Origin of the sequence: Novosphingobium sp. UBA1939 (assembly GCF_002336885.1) — a bacterium.
GTDB lineage: Bacteria > Pseudomonadota > Alphaproteobacteria > Sphingomonadales > Sphingomonadaceae > Novosphingobium.
Map to the genome: position 1 here is coordinate 33,496 of NZ_DDFB01000016.1, position 14,693 is coordinate 48,188.

At 65.3% G+C, this 14,693-nt stretch carries 12 protein-coding genes; 4 read left to right on the forward strand and 8 right to left on the reverse strand.

Features of this window, described 5'->3' with window-relative positions:
- The 3 genes from prsR to B3547_RS02995 are packed head-to-tail and all read right to left on the reverse strand — an operon-like array spanning window position 1 to window position 4,894.
- A complete protein-coding gene (gene prsR / locus B3547_RS02985; RefSeq protein WP_292960122.1) occupies window positions 1-1,365 on the reverse strand; it encodes a PEP-CTERM-box response regulator transcription factor in 1,365 nt (454 codons plus the stop codon).
- Complete coding sequence (prsK, locus tag B3547_RS02990; RefSeq protein ID WP_292960028.1) at window positions 1,365-3,512, reverse strand: XrtA/PEP-CTERM system histidine kinase PrsK; 2,148 nt, start codon at window positions 3,510-3,512, stop codon at window positions 1,365-1,367. The genes prsR and prsK overlap by 1 nt, the downstream gene beginning before the upstream one ends.
- The gene (locus B3547_RS02995) at window positions 3,509-4,894 is read right to left on the reverse strand and encodes a TIGR03013 family XrtA/PEP-CTERM system glycosyltransferase (protein WP_124807496.1); all 1,386 of its coding nucleotides are present in this window, start codon (window positions 4,892-4,894) and stop codon (window positions 3,509-3,511) included. Before B3547_RS02995 ends, prsK begins: the two co-directional genes overlap by 4 nt.
- A gap of 265 nt (window positions 4,895-5,159) precedes the next feature.
- Between B3547_RS02995 and B3547_RS03000 the strand changes: the two genes are divergently transcribed.
- Window positions 5,160-7,517: a patatin-like protein gene (locus tag B3547_RS03000; protein WP_292960125.1), complete on the forward strand. Its 2,358-nt coding sequence runs from the start codon at window positions 5,160-5,162 to the stop codon at window positions 7,515-7,517.
- Window positions 7,518-7,547: 30 nt separating this feature from the next.
- On the opposite strand, the gene dnaJ is transcribed toward B3547_RS03000, so the two are convergent.
- Complete coding sequence (gene dnaJ, locus B3547_RS03005) at window positions 7,548-8,678, reverse strand: molecular chaperone DnaJ (protein WP_125955395.1); 1,131 nt, start codon at window positions 8,676-8,678, stop codon at window positions 7,548-7,550.
- A gap of 67 nt (window positions 8,679-8,745) precedes the next feature.
- Entirely contained in the window at window positions 8,746-10,656 is a 1,911-nt protein-coding gene (gene dnaK / locus B3547_RS03010) for a molecular chaperone DnaK (RefSeq protein WP_124807498.1), read from the reverse strand.
- A gap of 166 nt (window positions 10,657-10,822) precedes the next feature.
- On the opposite strand from dnaK, the gene B3547_RS03015 reads away from it, so the two are divergent.
- Window positions 10,823-11,365, forward strand: a complete 543-nt coding sequence (locus tag B3547_RS03015; protein ID WP_292960035.1) for a copper chaperone PCu(A)C — start codon at window positions 10,823-10,825, stop codon at window positions 11,363-11,365.
- Complete coding sequence (locus tag B3547_RS03020) at window positions 11,362-11,877, forward strand: vgr related protein (RefSeq protein ID WP_292960038.1); 516 nt, start codon at window positions 11,362-11,364, stop codon at window positions 11,875-11,877. Before B3547_RS03015 ends, B3547_RS03020 begins: the two co-directional genes overlap by 4 nt.
- Here the strand turns inward: B3547_RS03020 and B3547_RS03025 are convergent.
- Window positions 11,853-12,113: a glycine zipper domain-containing protein gene (locus tag B3547_RS03025; protein ID WP_124807500.1), complete on the reverse strand. Its 261-nt coding sequence runs from the start codon at window positions 12,111-12,113 to the stop codon at window positions 11,853-11,855. The two genes, B3547_RS03020 and B3547_RS03025, sit on opposite strands and share 25 nt — an antisense overlap.
- A 145-nt stretch (window positions 12,114-12,258) precedes the next feature.
- Between B3547_RS03025 and B3547_RS03030 the strand changes: the two genes are divergently transcribed.
- Window positions 12,259-12,963 (forward strand): cysteine hydrolase family protein, encoded by a 705-nt coding sequence (locus tag B3547_RS03030; protein ID WP_223806408.1) that lies wholly within the window; start codon window positions 12,259-12,261, stop codon window positions 12,961-12,963.
- Between the two features lie 29 nt (window positions 12,964-12,992).
- Here B3547_RS03030 and B3547_RS03035 read toward each other — a convergent pair whose 3' ends face one another.
- Both B3547_RS03035 and hrcA read right to left on the reverse strand, forming a co-directional pair.
- Window positions 12,993-13,553 (reverse strand): nucleotide exchange factor GrpE, encoded by a 561-nt coding sequence (locus tag B3547_RS03035; RefSeq protein ID WP_292960044.1) that lies wholly within the window; start codon window positions 13,551-13,553, stop codon window positions 12,993-12,995.
- Window positions 13,550-14,614, reverse strand: coding sequence for a heat-inducible transcriptional repressor HrcA (gene hrcA, locus B3547_RS03040; RefSeq protein ID WP_124807502.1), 1,065 nt, complete (start codon window positions 14,612-14,614; stop codon window positions 13,550-13,552). Before hrcA ends, B3547_RS03035 begins: the two co-directional genes overlap by 4 nt.
- Between the last annotated feature and the right edge of the window lie 79 nt (window positions 14,615-14,693).

The window sequence follows — 14,693 nt, forward strand, 5'->3', positions numbered from 1 at the left end:
CTAGTGCTGGAGGTCGTATTGCTTGAGGAGATCATAAAGCGTCGGTCGACTGATCCCGAGCAGGCGCGCGGTGCCCGATATATTGCCCTCGCTGCGCGCCAGCGCGTGACGGATCACGCGGCGGTCTGTCGCCTCGCGCGCGGTCTTGAGATTCAGCGGATTGTCGCTGTTCTCGTCGGGCGCGGGCAGATCGAGGTCCAGCGCCGTCACCAGCTTGCCGTCCGCCATGATCACCGCGCGCTTGATCCGGTTTTCCAGTTCGCGGACGTTGCCGGGCCAGTTCCACGAATCAATGGCGGTCAGCGCGTCGGCTGCGAAGCCCTTGACCGCCGGATTCATCTCGGCGGCGAAACGTGCAAGGAAGGCGTTTGCCAGCAGTGTGGCATCCCCCGGCCTTTCGGCCAGGCCCGGAATGCGCACGACGATTTCGGCCAGGCGATAGTAAAGGTCTTCGCGAAACCGCCCGTCGGCAATCATCGCTTCGAGGTTCTGGTGCGTGGCGCAGACGATGCGCGTATCGACCTCGATCGAGCGACGGCCACCGATGCGCTCGATCGTGCGCTCCTGCAAAAAGCGCAGCAATTTTACCTGCAGCGGAAAGGGGATGTCGCCCACTTCGTCAAGAAACAGCGTGCCACCGCTCGCCATCTCGATCTTGCCCTCGGTGGTCTTGACCGCGCCGGTAAAGGCCCCCTTTTCGTAACCGAACAGTTCGCTTTCGAGCAGGTTTTCGGGGATGGCCGCGCAGTTGATGGCGACGAACGCCCCACGCCGCCGATTCGATGCGTCGTGCAGGCCGCGCGCCAGCAGTTCCTTGCCGGTGCCGCTCGCCCCCAGCAGCATGACCGAAACATTGGTGCCGGCGACCCGTTCGATCGTGCGGGCAACCTTGACCATTTCCGGCGCCGCCGTGATCATCCGACCCAGCACCTTGTTGTCCGGCCCGGCGCGATCCGCCAGCGAGCGGTTTTCCGCCTCGATCCGGTGGAGGTGCAGCGCGCGGCGCACGATCAGGCCCAGCGCATCGATATCGACCGGCTTCTGGTAGAAATCGTAAGCGCCCTTGGCGATCGCGGTCAGCGCGCTTTCGCGTGCGCCGTGGCCGCTGGCGACGATCACCTTGGTGTCGGGCTTGAGCGCCATGATCTCGTCCAGCACGGCAAAGCCTTCGCTGGTTCCGTCAGGATCGGGCGGCAGCCCCAGATCGAGCGTCGCCACCGCCGGTTCTTCTGCCCGCAGCAGCGCCAGGGCGCTGGCGCGATCGCCGGCGATAAACACGTCGAAATCCTCGTAGGCCCATTTGAGCTGGGCCTGAAGACCGGGATCGTCCTCGACGATCAGCAGCTTGGGGCGCACCTCGGTCATCATGCCACTTTCTTTTCATCGGAACCTTCCCCGGTTCCGGGACTGACGTGTTGTTCGGCGGCGGGAGCCAAGGGCAGGCGGATCGTGAAGCGGCTGCCCAGCCCTTCCCGGCTTTCCACATCAAGCCGCCCGCGCATGGCGCGCACCATTTCGCGCGCTTCGAAGGCGCCGATGCCAAAACCGCCTGACTTGGTGGAAACGAAAGGCTTGAACAGGCCGTTGCGGACAAAGTCGGCGCTCATGCCGGCGCCGGTATCCACCACGTCGATGCACCCCTCCGTGCCCTCGATGCGCCAGCGCAACAGCACCGGCATCCCTTGCGGGCTGGCATCGATCGCATTCTGCACAAGGTGCAGGAGCACCTGCTCCAGCGTTTCGCGATGGGCGAGAACGCCGAACGAGGTTTCCCCAACAGCATGCGCCCGCGGCCCTTGCGCCCCGGCATAGCGGGTGACGACACCCTTGCACACGTCCGCGACGTCAGTCCCCGCGAGCTTTTCCGGCGCGGCCTTGCCATAGCGCGAAAGGCGCGCCAGCAGGGCGTTGAGCTTGTCCGTGGAATTGCGCAGCGTCACCAGCATATCGGCGCGAAAGGCCGGGTTTTCGGCATGGCGTTCCGCGTTGCGCGACAGCAGGCTGAGCTGGCTCGCAAGGTTCTTGATATCGTGCATCACAAAGGCGATGCGGCGATTGAACTCATCGAACCGGTTCGCCTCCAGCAGCGCGACCTGGCCGTTGTTCTCCGCCAGATAGCTTGCCAACTGCTGCCCGACGACGCGCAGCAGGTCGAAATCCTCCCAATCGAGCTGGCGTGTCACCGGCGGCCTGCCGAGCACGACCATGCCCACCAGCCGTTCGAAATGCAGCAGCGGCACCAGTGCCCAGGCTTCGCGGTCCTCCACCAGCCAGCCCGGCACCCGTGCCCGTTCGCCCTGATGATCCGTGCCGGCGCGCACTTCGTCGAGATCGACGATGAAGCCATGCTGTTCGAAGAAGGCGACGCTGGCCGCCTCCATCGCCATGCCCGGAACTTCGGCGGCGGGCCATTGCCAGCGCCCGGCGAGTTCAAGGTCACCGGTTTCGGAAGGCACCAGCAGCAGGCCCTGGGCACTGTCGGTGATATCGGCCAGCGCCTGCACCACGCGCGCATGCAGCGGCAGCGCCTGCGCTCCGCCGTGTCCGATCGTGCGCGTGAAGCGCAGCCATTCGGCGCGATAATCGTAGCGGTGCTGGAACAGGTGCTTGGCGAGTACGACCTTGGCCCAGCCCCGCAGGCGCTTTGATGGCATCACGGCCAGCACCAGCACCGTGATGGCCACGGCAAACCCAAGCTGCGCCAGTTGCGAGGCGTTGCCCCCCAGCCACGCCAAAGATTGCGCGGCGCCCACCATCACGATCATGTAGCCGCCGATCACCAGCAGCGAGAGCGACTGGAAGGCGATCGTGCGCGAAGGCGAAAAGCGCAGCGAGGATTGCGCACGCGCCGCTCCGAACGCGAGCAGGACGGTAGCGATGATCTGGGTCAGCGCCCGGATCGCCACGAGATTATCCGGCACCCAGTTCGCCAGGTAGGCGATAGTGTAGAAGTTGAGGTCGTAGCCCCATACCAGCGCCATTGCCGCGCAAGCCCAGCGCACCGCGATGCGCTGTTGCGCCACCGCGCCGACATAGAGATTATGGACCAGCACGAGCACGCCGGTGGTCACCAGCAGCCGCAGCATGACCGAGATGTGGAAGATCATCTCCTCCACCCCCTCGATCGCGCCGAACCACAGTTCCAGCATGATCGCGATCGCCTGCAAGGCCTCCACGAAGGCGAGCACGATCATCAGCGGGCGCACAGGGCCCATGTGGCCGTTGCGCCCGTCGCTGGCGAACAGGGCGTAGACAAGGCCCAGCCAGCCAAGATCCCGCAGTGTTTCCGCCAGCTGCGCCGGGAGCGATCCGGCCCCCATCGCCGCACACAGCAAGGCCCACAGCGCCATTGCGACCAGCGCGGCGATGCGCACCTTGCCGCCGGGTTCGCGCCGCCGCGCGCCATCGCCCAGCCAGACCGCGAGCAGCAAAGCGCAGAACGCCGCAAGCACGTAGCCCCAGTGGGCAAAGCCACTGGAGGTATGCCCCGCGAGTTCGTCGATCGCGTTCAACGCGCGCCCTCGTTCCACAGCACGACGCGGATGGTCTGCAACAGGATCAGCAGGTCGAGGAACGGGGTGTAGTTCTTGGCGTAATAGAGATCGTATTCAAGCTTGTTGCGCGCGTCCTCGATCGAAGCGCCATAGGGGTAGTTGATCTGCGCCCAGCCCGTGATGCCCGGCTTTACCATGTGCCGTTCGGCGTAGTAGCGGAGCTTGTCCTCAAGATCGGACACGAATTCCGGCCGTTCCGGGCGCGGGCCGACGAAGCTCATCTCGCCTTTGAGGACCGTCCACGTCTGCGGCAATTCATCGATCCGCACCTTGCGGATGAAGCGGCCGATCCGCGTTACCCGCGGGTCATCCTTCTGCGCCCATTTCGCGCCATCCACTTCGGCATCGGTGCGCATCGAACGCAGCTTGATCACATCGAAATTCTGCCCGTAGAGCCCCACGCGAGTTTGCCGGAAGAAAGCCGGGCCACGGCTGTCCAGCTTCACCAGCACCGCGAACAGCGCGATCACCGGCAGCGTCATCACCAGCAGCAGCAGGCTGGCGGCGATGTCGAACAGGCGCTTGGCCGCGCTCGACAGCATACGGCCCGACGAGAAGCCATCGGAAAAGATCAGCCAGCTCGGGTTTACCGAGTCGAGATCGATCCGCCCGGTTTCGCGCTCGACGAACGTCGAGAAATCGTTGACGTGGACGCCGGTGGTCTTGATCCGCAGCAGGTCCTTGAGCGGCAGCGCGTTACGCCTCTCTTCCAGCGCCAGCACCACTTCGCTGACGCCCAGGTTGTCCACGAAGCGCGTCAGGTTATGGATGGCGGCGCGGTTGATCGCCTCCTCCACCACCGGCACGCCATCGCTCATGCCGACATAGCCGACGATCACGAACCCGGCCTCGGGGCGCTCTCCCAGCTTGCGCAGGCGATCGGCGCGATGGCCGGAGCCCAGCACCAGGATGCGCCGGCGGAACGCGGCGGTGCCGAGCAGGCCACCCAGCAGCACGCGCACCCCGAACAGCAGCCCGATGGCCAGGAACATCGCGTAAAACAGGTTCGACCGCCACAGCGTGTGGCCGGGCAGGAGGAAATAGACCACCGACATCGCAATGATGCCGAGGCTCACAGCCACCAGCAGGCGCGCGGCGGCATAGCGCAGGGACCGCAGCGCCTCCGACCCGTAGACCCCGACCGAGATCATCGCCACCTGCACCAGCACGGCGAACGTCGCCAGCGGCGCCCAGCGTTCGTTGATCGGCCCGAAATCGAGCCCGATCTGTCGCGCACGAACGATCCAGCCCAGTTCGCCCGACGCGATCAGCAGGAAGAAATCGAACAGGCCCAGAAGGAAGACCGCGTTCGGAATGTAATGTTTGAACAGGCGGATCATCAGCCCTGCTTCACCTGGCTTTCGACCATTACGGCCATCATCCGTCCTTGTAGCCAGGAAGGGTAAAGCGTCGGTGAATCTGACAATTTCCGTTTCACCGCGGTCGCCGGAAAACGCTGCAAAATGGAAATGTTATCGCGCTAGGTACTGAAATCTGTCGGTATTGTTTACAGCCCGCAGCCGCTCGATCATGGTGCGTCGATTGTTTGCGAACAGCGCAACATGGCACTGGCGGCGAACGCGCTTCGCTGCCATGCTGCGCACCATGCGGCAAAAGGAATTGCGCATAGCGCTGGTCTGCTTCGGCGGGATCAGCCTTGCGGTCTACATGCATGGCGTGACCAAGGAATTGTGGTACGCCACGCGCGCCAGCAGAGCGCTGCATACGGACGATCCCGCCAGGGTCGCCCCGTCGGCCGGCGTGGAGAAAGTCTACCTCGACCTTCTCGAAACGATTCAGCGCGAATGCGGCCTGCGGCTGCGCATCCTGCCGGATATCATCTCGGGAACCAGCGCGGGTGGCATCAACGGCGTGCTGCTGGCCCAGGCGCTGATCAGCGGGCAGAGCCTCGAACCGCTGACGACGCTGTGGCTGGAAAAAGCCGATGTCGACGTGCTGCTCGACCCCGACGCCAAGCCGTGGAGCCGCTTCGCCAAATTCTGGGCGCAACCGATCGTGTGGTTCGTGCTGGCCCGTCCCGGCAATGCCGTGATGCGCATGGTCGCCCCGCGCATCCGCGCCGAAGTGCGGCGTAAGGTTTCCAGCCTGATCCGCGCGCGCTGGTTCGCACCGCCTTTCAGTGGCATCGGCTTTTCGCGCCTGCTGGCCGAAGCGCTGGAAGCGATGGAGGAGAGCACGGCGGAACAGGCCGGCACGGCTCCGCTGCTTCCGGCCGGCCATCCGCTCGATCTTCTGGTCACCGCAACCGATTTCAATGGCCACCTTGAGGAACTGCGGCTCAACAGCCCGCCGCTGGTGGAAGAAAGCGAACACCGGCTGGCCATCGCCTTCAGCCGGGTCGCCGGTATCGGACCTGGCAGCGATCTTGCCACGCGGGCGGAACTTGTCTTTGCCGCGCGATCCACCGCCAGCTTCCCCGGCGCGTTTCCCCCGCTGATGGTGGCCGAGATCGACCGCCTTGTGCAGGAGCGCCGCATGGGCTGGCCGGGGCGTGACCGCTTCCTCCAGCGCATCATGCCCAGCCGCTGGAAGCGCGGGGAAGTGGGCGAAGTTGCGCTGGTCGATGGCGCGGTGCTGGTCAATCGGCCGTTCGCACAGGCGATGGGCGTGCTGCGCAACCGCCCGGCAGAGCGCGAGGTGGACCGTCGCTTCGTCTATATCGATCCCAGCCCCGATCACGTCCGCTATGAGGAGCGCAGCGGCCGCACGGTCGGCTTCTTCTCCGCGATCTTCGGCTCGCTATCGTCGATCCCGCGCGAACAGCCGATCCGCGACAATCTAGAAACGCTGGAACAGCAATCGCGCGAGCGCGCCCGGCTCCGCTCGATCGTCGATGCGCTGCAGCCGGAGATCGAGGAAACGGTCGAACGCCTGTTCGGCTATACCCTGTTTTTCGACCAGCCCAACCGCAAGCGCCTGACCAACTGGCGGAACAAGGCGCAACAGGCCGCCGCCGAACAGGCTGGCTATGCCTTCCATGGCTATGCCCAGGTGAAGTTCGCCGGGATCGTCAGCGATCTGGTGGACCTGATCGTGGAAGCCGCACCCGATGCCGCGCCGCGCGCGGAAATCGAGAGCGTGCTGTGGGCGCACCTTGTCCAGTCCTCGGGTCTCGACAAGCTGGCCGAACGCAGGGGCGGTGCGACGGAGGCCGCCATCGGCTTTTTCCGCGCGCACGATATCGGTTTCCGCATTCGCCGGCTCAAGCTTCTCGCCCGTCGGCTGACTTACGACTGGGACGAGGCCGAAGGGATCACGCCCGAAGCGCGCGAGGCAACGCGCGATACCGTCTATCGCGCGCAGGCGCTCTATCAGGGCCGCGAGACCGCCGCCGGCCTTGGCCCGGGCTTCGCCGCCTCCGCCGCCGTGGTGGCCAGCGATCCGGGGGCGGTCCTTGCCTCCATCGCAGCGCGGCGCGACCTGACCGGGATCGACCTCAAGGTCGATGCCATGATCGTGGCGGCGCTGGAAGCGATGGACAAGCCGTTGCGACGGCGCTTCCTCCACGCCTATCTCGGCTTCCCGTTCTACGATGTCGCCACGCTGCCACTGTTGCAGGGCGAGGGCATGGGCGAATTCGATCCGATCAAGGTCGATCGCATCTCGCCCGACGATGCCACGTCGATCCGCGCCGGAGGCACGCTCGATTGCCTGCGCGGCGTGGAGTTCTTCAATTTCGGCGCCTTCTTCAGCCGCGCCTATCGCGAGAACGACTATCTCTGGGGCCGCCTGCACGGCGCGGAACGGATGATCGACCTGATCGTCTCCACGGCGGAGCTTCCGCTTGACGTCAGCACCGTTCGCCGGGCGAAACGGCAAGCGTTTCTCGCCATCCTGCACGAAGAGCGGGACCGTCTCTGCGCCGAAAACGGGATGGTCGACCGCGTCATCGCGGAAGTGGAAGCGGCCTTCGAAGAAACGGAGCCGGGCAAAACGCGATAGGCGCGCCAGCCCTGCCCCGCGGAAATTTCCCTATTCCGTCAGGTCGCTCCACGCTTCCTTGAGCCGTTCGAAGAACCCCTTCGACTGCGGGCATTCCTCGCCGGTCTCGGTCGCCTGGAACTCCCGCAGCAATTCCTTCTGCCGCGCGGAAAGCCGGGTTGGGGTTTCCACCATGACCTCGACCACCAGATCGCCCATACCGCGCCCCTGCAGCACGGGCATGCCCGCACCACGCTTGCGCAGTTGCTTGCCCGACTGGATGCCCGCCGGAATCTCCACGGCATGGCGTTTGCCATCCAGGCCTGGAATCTCGATCTCGCCGCCCAGCGCCGCCGTCGTGAAGCTGATCGGCGCGCGCGTCAGCAGCGTAGTGCCTTCGCGTTCGAACACGCGGTGGCGTTTGACGTGCAGGAAGATGTAAAGATCGCCCGGGGGGGCACCGAACGGCCCAGCCTCGCCCTTGCCGGCAAGGCGGATGCGCGTGCCGTTGTCGACGCCGGCGGGAATCGTCACTTCCAGCGTCTGTTCCAGATCGACGCGACCCTCGCCCCGGCAGAACCGGCAGGGCTTCTCGATCACCTCGCCCCGGCCATGGCAGGTCGGGCAGGTTCGCTCGACCATGAAGAAGCCCTGCTGTGCGCGCACCTTGCCGTGTCCGCCGCACAGGTTGCAGCGCCGCGCACCGGTGCCCGGCTCCGCGCCGGACCCGTCGCAGGGATCGCACTTCTGCGAAACCTCGACCGAGATTTCGGCAGTCTTGCCATGGAACGCCTCTTCCAGCGTCACTTCCATGTCATAGCGCAGGTCCGCCCCGCGCCGCGCCTGCTGGCGACCGCCGCCAAATGCGCCGCTGCCGAAGATCGTTTCGAAAATGTCGCCCAGATCACCGAAATCGGCGCCGCCACCAAAGCCGCCGCCACCGGCGCCGCCCTGCTGGAACGCGGCGTGGCCATACTGGTCATAGGCCGCCCGCTTCTGCGGATCGGACAGGCAGGCGTAAGCCTCGTTGATCTGCTTGAACTTGGCTTCGGAATCGGCGCACCCCGGATTCTTGTCCGGGTGGAAGCGCATCGCCAGTCTGCGGAACGAAGACTTGATCGTCTTGTCATCCGCCGTGCGCTCGATTTCGAGCAGTTCGTAATAGTCGGCTTCGGTTGCCATAAAACAGCCCCAACGTCACCCGCCATCCACGCCTGTGCGCGAATGGCGGGTTCGTTTCATCGCAACATCAAGCCTTGTTGTCGTCGACTTCCGAGAACTCGGCGTCGACCACATCGTCATCGGCCTTCGGCGCATCGGCGCCGGGCGACGCGGCGGCCGCCTGTTCCTTCTCATATATCGCCTGGCCCAGCTTCATCGCCTTTTCGGTCAGCGCCTGGGTCTTGGCGTTCATGTCGTCGGGGTTGCCGCCTTCGATCGCCGTCCGGGTTTCCGCAATGGCGGCTTCGATCTCGGCCTTCAGTGAAGCGTCGATCTTGTCACCGTGCTCCTCAAGCTGACGCTCGGTGGCGTGGACAAGGCTGTCGGCATTGTTGCGCGCCTCGGCCGCCTCACGCCGCTTCTTGTCTTCCTCAGCGAACTTCTCGGCATCCTTGACCATCTGGTCGATGTCGGAATCGCTGAGGCCACCCGAAGCCTGGATGCGGATCTGCTGCTCCTTGCCGGTGCCCTTGTCCTTGGCGCTGACGTTGACGATGCCGTTGGCGTCGATGTCGAACGTCACCTCGATCTGGGGCACGCCGCGACGCGCTGCCGGAATGCCCACGAGATCGAACTGCCCCAGGAGCTTGTTGTCCTGCGCCATTTCGCGCTCGCCCTGGAAGACACGGATCGTCACCGCCTGCTGGTTGTCCTCGGCAGTCGAATAGACCTGGCTCTTCTTGGTCGGGATCGTGGTGTTGCGGTCGATCATCTTGGTCATGATGCCGCCCAGCGTCTCGATGCCCAGCGAAAGCGGAGTCACGTCGAGCAGCAGCACGTCCTTGACGTCGCCCTGCAGCACGCCGGCCTGGATCGCCGCGCCCATGGCGACGACTTCGTCCGGGTTCACGCCGGTGTGCGGGTCCTTGCCGAAGAAGTCCTTCACCACTTCGCGAACCTTGGGCATGCGGGTCATGCCGCCCACCAGCACCACGTCGTCGATGTCCTTGGCCGAAAGACCGGCATCAGCCAGCGCCTTCTTGCAAGGATCGAGCGTGCGCTGGATCAGGCCGGCGACCAGCTTTTCCAGGTCGGCGCGGGTGATGGTTTCGACGAGGTGCAGCGGAGTGGTGCTGCCGCCTTCCATGCGCGCGGTGATGAACGGCAGGTTGATCTCGGTCGTCTGGGCCGACGACAGTTCGATCTTCGCCTTTTCGGCCGCTTCCTTCAGACGCTGGAGCGCAAGCTTGTCGCCACGGAGATCCATGTTCTCCTTGGCCTTGAACTTGTCCGCCAGGTATTCGACCAGCGCGGTGTCGAAATCTTCACCGCCCAGGAACGTATCGCCGTTGGTGGACTTCACCTCGAACACGCCATCGCCGATCTCCAGGATCGAGATGTCGAAGGTGCCGCCGCCAAGGTCATAGACCGCGATCGTCTTGCCGTCCTGCTTGTCGAGGCCATAGGCCAGCGCCGCCGCGGTCGGCTCGTTGATGATGCGCAGCACTTCCAGGCCGGCGATCTGGCCAGCGTCCTTGGTCGCCTGGCGCTGCGCGTCGTTGAAGTACGCGGGAACGGTGATGACCGCCTGCGTCACCGTCTCGCCCAGATAGGCTTCGGCGGTTTCCTTCATCTTCTGCAGCGTGAAGGCGGAAATCTGCGACGGGCTGTAGTCCTGGCCACCGGCCTTTACCCAGGCATCGCCGTTCTTGCCCTTCACGATCGTGTAGGGAACGAGCTCCGTGTCCTTCTGGGTCAGCGGATCGTCGAAACGACGGCCGATCAAACGCTTGACCGCGAAGATGGTGTTGTCCGGATTGGTCACGGCCTGGCGCTTCGCCGGCTGGCCGATCAGACGTTCGCCGTCCTTGGTGAAGGCGACGATCGAAGGCGTCGTGCGCGCGCCTTCCGAATTTTCGATGACCTTGGGCGTGCCCCCGTCCATCACCGCAACGCAGCTGTTGGTCGTGCCGAGGTCGATACCGATAACTTTAGCCATGGTTTCCCCATTTCCTTCCAGATTAGACACCGCGCACATGGCGCCCCCCGCGAAGGGCAGACGCCGGTCGGCGGCTCCGACGCGGCCGATATAGGTTCGGTTTGACTTGGCACAAGGCCTGACCGCGCCTAGATCAACAGACGAATTTTCAACTGGAGGATCGACGATGCGGCTCTACGTTCTGGCGGGACTTTCCAGCCTTGCCCTCGCGCTGACAGGATGTGGCGAAAAGGCCCCGCAGGAACCGGTCGCCGCTTCGTCGAGCGCCGATGCCACCCCGGAAAATGCCCCCGGAATCGCCCTGACCGATGCTATCGTGCAACTGCCGGTGGTCGCCGGCCGCCCCGGTGTCGCCTACTTCACCGTTTCGCAGGGGAACGGCGCGCCGCGCAAGGTCGCGGCGGTCCATGTCGATGGCGCCGGCCGGGCGGAAATGCACGAAAGCAAGATGGAGAACGGCGTCTCCTCGATGTCTCCGGTCAAGGAAGTGGCGCTGGAGCCGGGTAAGACCGTGGAGTTCAAGCCCGGCGGTTTCCACGTCATGCTGTTCGACGTGGCCGATACGCTGAAGGCCGGCGGCACTACCGAACTGACCATCACGCTCGACAATGGCGACAAGGCAACGGTCGTCGCCAAGGTGACCAGCCCCGGCGGTGGTGAGGCGAGCGGCGAGATGGGCGGCATGGAGCATATGGACCACAAGATGTGATCGCCAGCCCCGCGCAAACGTGCCCGGTGGGCGGTGATCGGCCGCTCACCGAACGCGAGTGCGCGCTGGTGCGGGAGGTGTTCGGCGGAGCCATCGATGTGGCACCGGTCCGCGTCAAACGGCGGCGGTTCTTCCCGTTCCAGCCGCGCAACGTGGTAATGGCGCCGATGGGCCACCTCCACTTTCATCCCGCCGGAGCGCACTATTGCGACGATTTCGGGGAAGCCCCGCTATCACTGCAAGGCCTGTTCATTCATGAGATGGCGCATGTCTGGCAGGCCCAGCGCAAGGGGCGATGGTATCTGCCGCTGATGCGCCATCCGTTCTGCCGCTACGATTACCGCTTCGTCTCGGGCAAGCCGTTTGTCCGCTATGGCATCGAGCAGCAGGCGGAAATCGTCCGCCACGCCTTTCTCGCGCAAAAGGGGCATCCCGCCGGGGACGCCCCTCCTCTCGCCCGCCTGCAGGCAATTCTGCCCTTCGCGGATCAGCAGCGCACTTCGTATTCGTAGCCGTTGCGATCCACGCGGTAGCACCGGCCGCCGTGCTTCTTGATCTGCGAGCCGCCGAGCGCGCCGACCGCGCCGCCGATCGCGGCGCCGGTAGCGGCATCACCGCCTGTCGCCGCCGCCACACCGGCGCCCGCCGCTGCGCCGACGAGGCCACCTTCGGCCGCATAATTGCGCGAACAGCCGCCCAGCGTGACGGCGGAACCCAGAACAAGCGAGGCAATCAGGAACTTACGCATGATGTGTCTCCGTTTCTTGCGCAGGCGACGCGCGAACCGGGGGCCGCGTTCCGCCGCTTGCGACGAACCGTGCAGCAGTTGCGTTTCACGGGCCGGAAGTGCGGCAGGAAGCGGGCAGACTCGCCATGCGCTTCGTGATCGACAAGTGGCTGATAATCCACCGGAGGACGCCATGCCGCACCATGTCGATCACGCCGCCATTCTCGATCGCCTTGCCGCCGGGCGCGGCGGCGTGCGCAATGTGTTTGACGATATCGATCCGCGCCGCCTGGCGCACATCGTGGTCGACATGCAGAACGGCTTCATGGAGCCGGGCGCGCCCGTGGAAGTGCCCGAAGCGCGGAGCATAGTCGCCAACATCAACCGGATCACGCGCGCGGTGCGGGCCGCCGGGGGCACCAACGTGTTCCTGCGCTACACCAGTTCGCCCGAAGGCGATGCAAGCTGGTCCAATTTCATGATCCGCCAGGGCGCGGCCGCCACCGGCCACAAGGCGGCGTTCACCCCCGGCGCGCACTACTGGCAGCTCTCGCCCGCACTCGATGTCGCGCCGGGCGATCAGCTCCTCGACAAGCATCGGTTCAGCGCGTTCACGCCGGGCACTTGCGCGCTCGACGCCTTGCTGCGGGAACGCGGGATCGACACCGTGCTCATCACGGGGACGCTGACCAACTGCTGTTGCGAAAGCACTGCGCGCGATGCGATGCAGTTGAACTACCGCGTGCTGATCGCCGCGGACGCCAACGCCGCGCTGAGCGACGAAGAGCACGCCGCCACGCTGCACATCATGGCCATGGTGTTCGCCGACCTTTATGCGACCGACGAGGTGGAGGAACTGCTGGCGCGCTGACGCGCCAGCGCTCGCCCCCGTCGTCCGGCTCAGTCCGGCTTTTTGGCCACGGCCACCATCGCGGGTCGCAGCAGGCGGTCCTTGATCATGTAGCCGGCCTGAAGTTCCTGCAGCACGGTGCCGGGTTCGGCGTCGGCGGAAGGCACTTCCATCATCGCCTGATGCTGGTGCGGATCGAGCGGCAGGCCCGTGGCCGCGATACGGCTGATGCCGTGGCCGGCAAAGACCTTCTCGATCTCCCGCCCCGTGGCTTCCAGTCCGGCGACCAGATTCCTGAACTTCTCGTCATCGCGCAAGTCCGCGGGGATCGATTCCAGCGCGCGCGCCAGGTTGTCGGCCACTGACAGGATGTCGCGCGCGAAGCCGGTCGCGGCATAGGCGCGCGTGTCCGCGATGTCCTTTTCCATGCGGCGGCGCAGGTTCTGCGTTTCGGCCTTTGCGTAAAGGATGTCCTGCTTCGCCGCCTCGAGTTCCTCGCGCAGCTTGACCAGTTCCTCGCCGTTGCCCGCCGAATCGATCAGTTCCTCGGGCACACCCTTCAGTTCTGCCTGTGCAGCTTCGTCCAGCGGGCGTGTCTCGTTATCCGTCATTTTCTTGAAAATCCGTCTTGTCCGATGAGTTTGCTCAACGATTGAGCCGTGAAATCCACCATGGGGACAACGCGCGCATAATTCAACCGCGTCGGTCCGATAACCCCCACCACGCCGACGACGCGCCCTTCCGCATCGCGCCACGGCGAAGCGATCACCGACGAGCCGGACAGCGAGAACAGGCGGTTCTCGCTGCCGATGAAAATCCGCGTCGATTCGGCATCCCGCGCGGCATCGAGCACCCCGGCGATCGCCTCGGCGTTCTCGAGCTGGTCCAGCAGTTGGCGGACACGCTCGATGTCGCCCAGCGCGGCCTCGTCCAGCAGGTTGGCCTGCCCGCGCACCACCAGCACCGGGCGCTGCGCCGCGTCCATCGACCAGATCGCCAATCCCCGTTCGACCAGATCGCGGCTGGCAGTATCGAGCGCGGACCGGCCGCCCGCGATGTCGCGCCGGATTTCCACGGCGGCTTCGCCCAGCGTGCGCCCCATCAGCTTGTGCGTCAGGTAATTGCCTGCCTGCTCCAACGCGTGGGGCGGAACATCCGCCGGCAGGTCGATCAGCCGGTTCTCGATCGCGCCATCCTCGCCCACCAGCACCGCCAGAGCCCGTCCGGGCGAAAGGGCCATGAAGGAAAGCTGCATAAGCCGGGGCTCGCGCCGGGGCACCATCACCACGCCCGCGCCGGCGGACAGTTCCGACAGCGCCAGCGAAGCGGCGTTGAGCGCCGCCTCGATCGTGCCGCCTTCGGCAAGGCCCCGCTGGATCTGCGCGCGCTCCGCCGCCGAGGGTTCCGCCACCTGCATGATGCCATCGACAAACAGGCGCAGGCCGATCTCGGTCGGCATCCGACCCGCGCTGGTATGGGGCGCGGCCAGCAGCCCGGCGTCCTGCAATTCCTGCAGCACCGAACGGATCGAGGCGGGCGACAGGTTGACCCCGCCCGTGCCCGCCAAGGTCTTGGAGCCGACCGGCTGGCCGCTGGCGATATAGCCTTCCACCACGAGCCGGAAGATGTCCCGGGCGCGGCTGGACAGTTCGGTGAGCGGAAGCGAAACCATAAGCACCCAATGTAAACGGCAGGCTTGCAGGCTCAAGGGCATTGCGCGTAGGGCCTGCGCAACTTTCAACACCCGCCTG